At 67.9% G+C, this 6635-nt stretch carries 9 protein-coding genes; 6 read left to right on the forward strand and 3 right to left on the reverse strand.

Features of this window, described 5'->3' with window-relative positions; all coding sequences use genetic code 11:
- Positions 1–59: 59 nt before the first annotated feature.
- Positions 60–929 (reverse strand): IS3 family transposase, encoded by an 870-nt coding sequence (locus ACWCPM_RS30360; RefSeq protein WP_450979457.1) that lies wholly within the window; start codon positions 927–929, stop codon positions 60–62.
- Positions 926–1225, reverse strand: coding sequence for a transposase (locus tag ACWCPM_RS30365; RefSeq protein ID WP_266550402.1), 300 nt, complete (start codon positions 1223–1225; stop codon positions 926–928). The genes ACWCPM_RS30360 and ACWCPM_RS30365 overlap by 4 nt, the downstream gene beginning before the upstream one ends.
- A gap of 188 nt (positions 1226–1413) precedes the next feature.
- Between ACWCPM_RS30365 and ACWCPM_RS30370 the strand changes: the two genes are divergently transcribed.
- The 5 genes from ACWCPM_RS30370 to ACWCPM_RS30390 all read left to right on the forward strand — a co-directional run bounded on the left by ACWCPM_RS30370 (position 1414) and on the right by ACWCPM_RS30390 (position 5247).
- Entirely contained in the window at positions 1414–3156 is a 1743-nt protein-coding gene (locus ACWCPM_RS30370) for a hypothetical protein (protein ID WP_450979463.1), read from the forward strand.
- Entirely contained in the window at positions 3140–3496 is a 357-nt protein-coding gene (locus ACWCPM_RS30375; RefSeq protein ID WP_450979458.1) for a hypothetical protein, read from the forward strand. Before ACWCPM_RS30370 ends, ACWCPM_RS30375 begins: the two co-directional genes overlap by 17 nt.
- Positions 3497–3701: 205 nt before the next feature.
- Positions 3702–4415 carry a hypothetical protein gene (locus ACWCPM_RS30380; RefSeq protein ID WP_450979459.1) on the forward strand — a complete coding sequence of 238 codons (714 nt, stop codon included), beginning with the start codon at positions 3702–3704 and terminating at the stop codon, positions 4413–4415.
- Positions 4416–4575: 160 nt separating this feature from the next.
- Positions 4576–4821 carry a hypothetical protein gene (locus ACWCPM_RS30385; RefSeq protein WP_450979460.1) on the forward strand — a complete coding sequence of 82 codons (246 nt, stop codon included), beginning with the start codon at positions 4576–4578 and terminating at the stop codon, positions 4819–4821.
- 75 nt (positions 4822–4896) lie between these two features.
- Positions 4897–5247, forward strand: a complete 351-nt coding sequence (locus tag ACWCPM_RS30390) for a hypothetical protein (RefSeq protein WP_450979461.1) — start codon at positions 4897–4899, stop codon at positions 5245–5247.
- Between the two features lie 9 nt (positions 5248–5256).
- Here the strand turns inward: ACWCPM_RS30390 and ACWCPM_RS30395 are convergent, their stop codons facing one another.
- Positions 5257–5745, reverse strand: coding sequence for an ISL3 family transposase (locus ACWCPM_RS30395; RefSeq protein WP_450979464.1), 489 nt, complete (start codon positions 5743–5745; stop codon positions 5257–5259).
- 365 nt (positions 5746–6110) lie between these two features.
- Between ACWCPM_RS30395 and ACWCPM_RS30400 the strand changes: the two genes are divergently transcribed.
- Positions 6111–6635 (forward strand): hypothetical protein (locus ACWCPM_RS30400; protein ID WP_450979462.1); only part of this gene is annotated, 525 nt, incomplete at its 3' end.

Genomic DNA, 6635 nt, shown 5'->3' on the forward strand with positions numbered 1-6635 from the left:
TGCGAAAACACTAACTACCCGGCCTTGGAAGTTTCCCCGTGATCTCGGACACGTGATCGTTATGCCGCGAGGGCGTGCTGATGCCGCTGCCTGGTCTCGGCCGGTGTGAGATAGCCGAAGGTCTTGTGCTTGCGCAGGCGGCGGCGGTTGTAGAAGGTCTCGATGAAGTTGAAGACCTCCGCGCGGGCGGCGGCCCGGTCGGGCCAGGTGCGGGAGCCGATCTCTTCTTTGAGCAGGGCCCAGAAGCTCTCCGCTGCGGCGTTGTCGAAGCATGATCCGGTGCGTCCGCAGCTCTGCCGCAGCCCCAACTTCCCTATTCGGTCCTGGAACTGGGTCGACGTATATTCGCTGCCGCGATCGCTGTGGATCACGCACCCGGGCTCCAGTCCGCCCCTGCCGTGGGCCATGTCGAGAGCGTCGACGACGAGCTCGGCGCGGTGGTGGTCGGCCATCGCGTAGCCGACAACCTCGCGGGTGGCCAGGTCCAGCCAGCCCTCGGCGGTGGGCAGGTAAGTGATGTCGCCCACCAGCTTGGTCCCGGGACGCTCGGCATGGAAGTCACGGCCGATCAGGTCCGGGGCCGGCTTCGCCTTCACATCCGGCCGGGTCAGCGAACGCCTCTTGCGCCGGCTGACGCCGCGGATGTCGCGCTCACGCATCACGCGGGCAACGCGCTTGCGGTTCACCCGCCGGCCCAGGCGGCGCAGTTCGGCGTGGATGCGCGGGACACCGTAGGTGTGGCGGGAGGCGATGTGCACCACGGTGATCTCGTGCGCGAGCGCATCGTCGGCGGCCTGACGAGCACGGCGGGCGGCCTCGCCCTCGCGCCAGGCGTAATAGGAGGAGCGGGCGACCTTCAGCACCCGGCACAGCAGGACGATCGAATAGGTCGCCTTCTCCGCATGGATCAACCGGTACAGCTCGCTCACCGGTCGTTCTCCTTCACGAAGAAGGCAGTCGCCTTTTTCAGGATCTCGATCGTCTGCTGCTGTTCGCGAACCTCCTTGCGCAGCCGCTTGAGCTCCTCGCGCTCGGCGCTGGTCAGCTCACCGGACTCGCTCTCGCCCCAGTCCGCCTTGGCCCGGCGGTACCAGCCGCGCAGGGACTCCGAGCTGACACCCAGCTCCCGGGCGACGGCGGTGACCGTCTTGCCCGAGGAATCGACGAGCGCGATCGCGTCCCGCTTGAACTCCTCGGTGTACCGCTTCGTGTACTTGCTTCCCACCTGGTGCTACTTCCTCTGGAACCTCAAGATCCCAGTCTCCAGGTGTCCACGATCAAGGGAACGCTTCATCTGACGGTTGACGATCGGATTCCGGTCGTCTGCATGTTGTCCTATGCTGCTTGCTCATCAAACAGAGCGCCGGGCAGACGGGCCGTGGCGCCAGCGTGTTCGACCATCGGGGGATGGGCGTGAGTACCGTCTACGTGCCGAACCAGTCACAACCGCCCGTGCCTGCCTCGAGGCCGACGGCGGCCGCCGCCTTGTTTGCGAGTGAGCCCACTCGGCTGCTGTGCGCGGGCACCTACCTGGATTCCGACTTCCGCGACCGGGTCATCGACGAGCTGTATCTCAACGAGCAGCGCATAGTGGCCCCTTCAGTCGGCTTCGACGCCGGCCGCGTCCTTGCCCACGCACTGCGCGCCCGCCGCCTGGAGCTGAGCTGGGACATGGGCATCCTTCTGCTATGGGTGGTCGGTATCACGCTCAGTAGAAACCTGCTGTTATCTGTCCTTCACGGCGGGGTAAGCCTTGCCATCGCGTCGTGGGTGCGGGGCAGGAGTGAGAACCCGCCGCTGTATCGGCGCTTCCTGGCCTGGCTGCTGCGCTGGAATGGGCTGCTCAGCGTAGCCTTTGCCCTGTTCCTCACGGTGTTCCTGGCCCTCGGCGGCGGCTCCGGCTCCGGCTCCGGCTCCTCATCGAGCGGAGACGACTACGGCCCGTCCGAATCCGCCTCCTGGACCGACGTCCTCAGCCAGTCCGCGAGAGGCCTCGGTCTCGGTGCCCTGCAGGCGTGGCTGGCGCTGGCCGTGCTCGTGTTCATCGGGTTCTGCATCGTTATTCAGCGCGCGCAGGTCACCCGCTCACTGACGCAGGAGCTGCACCCCACGCGCTTCCCGGACGCCGCAGCCGACCCGGCCTTCGGCGCGGAGGGCACGCGGTTCCGGCGGATGCTCCAGCGCATCCGCACCGAACAGCACCAGGCGCTGATCATGTACCACGAGGCGCATCCGTTCTGCGGCGCGGGCAGCGCGTACGACCCCTGGGTGCTCGCCGTGGAACTGCGGCCCGACGGGATGCGCAAGCAGCGCCCGCTGAGCAACCGAGCCGTTCTGGACACGGTGTGGCTGCTGCTGGAACAGCTGCGCGAGTCCCCCGACACCGCCCGGCACATGGTGCGCGACCGGCTGCGCCAGCTGGAGATTGACGAGTGTGTCTTCCTGCCCATCGAGGGGCTGATGCACCGGGAGGACGTCACCTACAACGCCGAGGAGTTCAAGGCGTTCCGGGCCAAGGCGGTCGAGGAGGGGGCGGAGAAGCGGCGGCACTTCCTGCGCGTGCGGGTAGGCGGATGGGAGGAGGAAGTCGTCGTCAGCGTCTTCGTCCGCGTCCACACCCAGGGCCGGATGCTCATGCTGGAGATCGCCCCGCACGTCCTCGCCCCGGTCCGGGAGGACTTCAAGAACGCCGACCGGGTCGCCCACCGCTACGCCCACAACAACCGTTTCGGCAAGGCCGTTTACGCCGCGCCCCGGATTGTGCGCTCCGCTGGTGTCGCTGTCGGGCACCTGTTCCGACTGGGCGGCTTCGGCTGGCGCTTGCTGACCGCGGGCAACTCCGGCGCGTTGCCAGAGGGCCCGGCTGTGTCGGTGCGCGAGCTGGGCTCGGCGCCGGAGGGGTCGCTGTTCCAGAAGATGGACGTCGACCGCTACCTGCGCACGATCCAGGACCGGATCGCGCAGGGCGTGCGCACCGCCCTGGCGGAAGCTGGTTATCAGACCGGCGAGTTCGTCCAGAAGATCGTCAACATCAGCAACGGCGGCGTGAACATCGACTCGGTGCAGGACTCCACCTTCGCCGTCGGCACCCACGCCACCGCCAGCAGCGGCACCGAGCCGCAGAGGGGAACAGGCAGCGATGACCGACCCGCGTGAGCCGAACGTGTCCATCGGCGACGTGTCCGGCAGCACTTTCGCCATCGGTAGCCACGCCAGCGCCGTCAGCCACCACGGTGCGGGGCTGCAGACCGACGATGAGACCGAGAAGCTGCTGGCCGCCGTGCGCGAGCTGCGCGCCGACCTGACCCGGGTGCGTGGCACCGAGCAGACCGCCGCGTTGGACGCCGAACTCGCCGACACCGAGGAAGAGATCACCAGCACGGGCCAGGCCGACCCGACCCGGCGCGAGCGCCTACGCCGGCTGCTGGATGACTCCCAGTCCCTGCTGAGCATCCTTGCTTCCGCGGGTGCGGTGGCTGGGCTGCTGACCCAGTGAGCCCACGATGAGCCGGGGCCAGCGGTACTGGAACGAGGGCTCCCAGCGTTGGGAGTACGACACGACGCGCCCTTCCCCGCCCCCCGAGCCCGCGGTGCCCGCCCGCCCGGAGAGCCCGCCCCCGGTGCCTGCGGCGCCCCCGGGGACACCGATGGACTCCGCCGGGCAGGCGGGGAGACCCGACGCGGGGTGGCAGGATGCCACAGTGCTCGCGCCGCAGGCCCCGCAGCTGTTCGGCAACCGGCGTGCCCTGTGGTGGAAGGTCGCGGCGGGCGTCGCGGTGGTCGGCGTCGGCGCGGCCTTCACCGTGGTGAAGCTGACCGGCGGCGACGGTCCGGTAACGGCCCGTGCGACGGCGAGCCCCTCGCCCACCGCGAGCGGCTCGGCGTCCTCGAACCCGGCCACGGGCGGTTCGAGCCCCGGCGATTCGGCCTCCGCATCGGCGGAAGCGTCCGTCCCGCCCGAGGGCTATCGCAGCGTGGACGACCCCAACGGCTTCTCCATGGCCGTACCGGAGGGCTGGCAGCGCAGTGACCGCTCGAGCGGCATCTTCTACGCAACGGACGGCGACCGCAGGCTCCTCCAGGTCTTCGTCGTCACGGAGGCCGGGATGTCGGCCTACGACGCGGTCAGCAAGTCCTCCGAGAATCTTGCGGGCCAGCAGCCTGGGTACGAGGAGGTGAGCCTGGACCGGGCCCCCGACTCGGGGGGCGCGTCCGGCGCGGTGGGCGATGACGTGGCCCGGCTGGTCTACGCCTACGACAGCGAGAAGCAGGGGGAACGCCGACAAGTGGTGGAGTACGCCTTCACCGCCGACAACGGCAAGCTGTACGCGGTTCTGGCGGCCGGCCCGGCTGCCCAGTGGCCACAGCAGCAGCGGGACGTCGACACGGCCTTGAAGTTCTTCGCGACCCGTTGACGTGCCGACCTGGCTTTGTCCACGAGAACGGTCTCTGGTCCACTTTCTGTGGAGGCTCACGGATCGTGATGTCAGTGGTGTGTGGTGGGATGGCCGGACTCTGCTGTTGATCTGTCGGGAGACCGTTGTGACGTCTTCGTATCCGTCCCTGACTCGTGCCTTGGCCGAGGCTTTGGTCGATGTCCTGTGGTTCATCGACGGCAGCGAAGACGAGCAGATGGATCAGGACGACGCGGTCAAGGTGATGGAGGGCGTCGCGCACGTGGTGAGCACGCTGTCGAGTGATCAGCAGCAGGAGCTGATCGCCCTGCTCGGGGAGATGGCAGCTGCCGAGACCCACCCCGGCCGCCGTGAATTCCTGGAGGAGTTTCCGGAGGGCTTCGGACTCATCGACGAGCTGTCCTGAAGGACTTCAGCTTGCCGCGCAGGGCAGGTACCGAACCGAGCCGCGAGGGTTGATCCTCCACCCAGACTCATCACCATGAACTCGACGATGTTGGATAGCAGCATGGTGAGACGCAAGAAGGAGAAGAAGAAGCGGCCCGCCTGGGGCGTTCCGAAGGGGATCGTTCTGTTGGCGACGCCGGAGGGCTGGCGCACTAGCGTCCTCACCGAAAGCGGAATGCTCTGCGGACGGCTGGACGTGCCGATCAACACCAACCCGCAAGACGCGCGGGCTGCGGCAGCGGTGATGGTGACGGAACTCGCGCGCGACTTCCACGACACCGACGTCGAGGTGAGCTGGGATCCGCCCCAGGAGCCCTGGTCATGGACCGCCCAAGTCACCCTCGCCGCCGAAGACGAACCGCCTTCGCCAGACGCCGAAGGGTAACCGGCAGGCTCAGGAGTAGAGCAGGACGCGCTTGCGGAGGAGTTCGAAGCCGGCTCGGCCGAACATCTGGCGCTTGAGCATCTTGATCCGGTTGACATGGCCTTCGACGACTCCGGAGTTCCACGGCTGCGAGAGTCCGGCAGTGACGGCGTCGAGGTCGCGTTCCAGGTGCCGGGCGAATCGCTGGAGGCTGGGCAGGTCGGTGGCGGTTGCCGCTTCGATCCATGCGGGCAGTTGGTGTCCTTGCAGCTGAGTGAGCATGTGGGCGAAGGAGCGCATATGCTCGGCTAGTGCGTCCAGTTCGGGGCAGCCGGCCAATACGGCCTTGAGCTGAAGTCGGTCGTTCTCGGCCAGGGCGTCGGGGTGGGTGAGGATCCAGCGGGTGACGGCGCGGGCGGTTGGCGGCCGGGGGCTGATCGGCTGGGGCTTGCCGCGTAGGTTCCGGCTGGCGTAGGCGCGGACGTTGCCGTAGCCGTCCGGGTAGCCCTGTGCCTTGATCCCCCACGCCTGCTCTTCGTTCCCCGCTCGGTTGCTGTGGGCAACGGGGGCCGGGGCCGCCCGCTCGTTGAGTGTGCGGGCCGTGCCGGCCGGTCAAGGGCGCCGTCGGCGTCCTTTCGCGATGGGCTTCGCCCACCCTGGACAGTCCGTCCCGCCCCTAGACCTGGCTGGCTATCGGGCGGCCCCTCCCTTGTGGCGTCCGTCCGCAGGTCAGCGCCCTGTGGGTGGGGAATCAAGCCGAGCAGGTCTGACCCCACCCCGAGCACAGAGTGGGGAGATTCAAGGCTCTGGCCGCGATCCGTGAAGGATCTTGGAGTCGCTCGGCCCGGTATGGTCCGCCCGGAGCTGCCTGGTTGGATGACTGCATGACGGATTGGTCGACACTCACTGACGCGTGTGGTTCCGCGGAACACGTGCCCGGTCTCTTGGACCGGTTCGAGGCCGATCCGAACGGTGTGTGGTCCGAGCTAATGGACCACCTGTGTCCGCAGCTGGACACCGCCTTCACCGCCGGCTTCGCAGCGATTCCGCGCTTGGCTGAGATCGCGACGGCGGGCAGCCCGGAGACTGTGGGCTGGGTGCTGCTGGCAGCGGGAGCAATCGCTGCATGTTCGCCTGGGCCGTCCGAGGCCGACAGCCCTCTGACGGTCTTCTCGGCTCCGATTGCGGTTCTGCACGACCTCACTGATCGGCGCTTGAGTCAGACGGTCGAGTCCGAGGAATACGTGAACCTGCTGCAAGCCCTGCTCTCCTTCGAGGGCGTTGAGATCTGGGACCGCTGCCTTGACGGCCTGTGGAGCGGGGAGTACGAGGTCGACTGCCCGTACTGCGGCGTAAACGTGTTCGTCGTAGTCGGAGAGGACGACTCCTTCTGCTGCACCGACGACTAC

The sequence above is a fragment of the Streptomyces sp. NPDC002309 genome, assembly GCF_053593375.1.

Excerpts from the sequence above, each read along its gene's own strand:
- ACWCPM_RS30375 (WP_450979458.1), top strand. The coding sequence starts at position 3,140 with ATGACCGACCCGCGTGAGCCGAACGTGTCCATCGGCGACGTGTCCGGC.
- ACWCPM_RS30390 (WP_450979461.1), top strand. The coding sequence starts at position 4,897 with ATGAACTCGACGATGTTGGATAGCAGCATGGTGAGACGCAAGAAGGAG.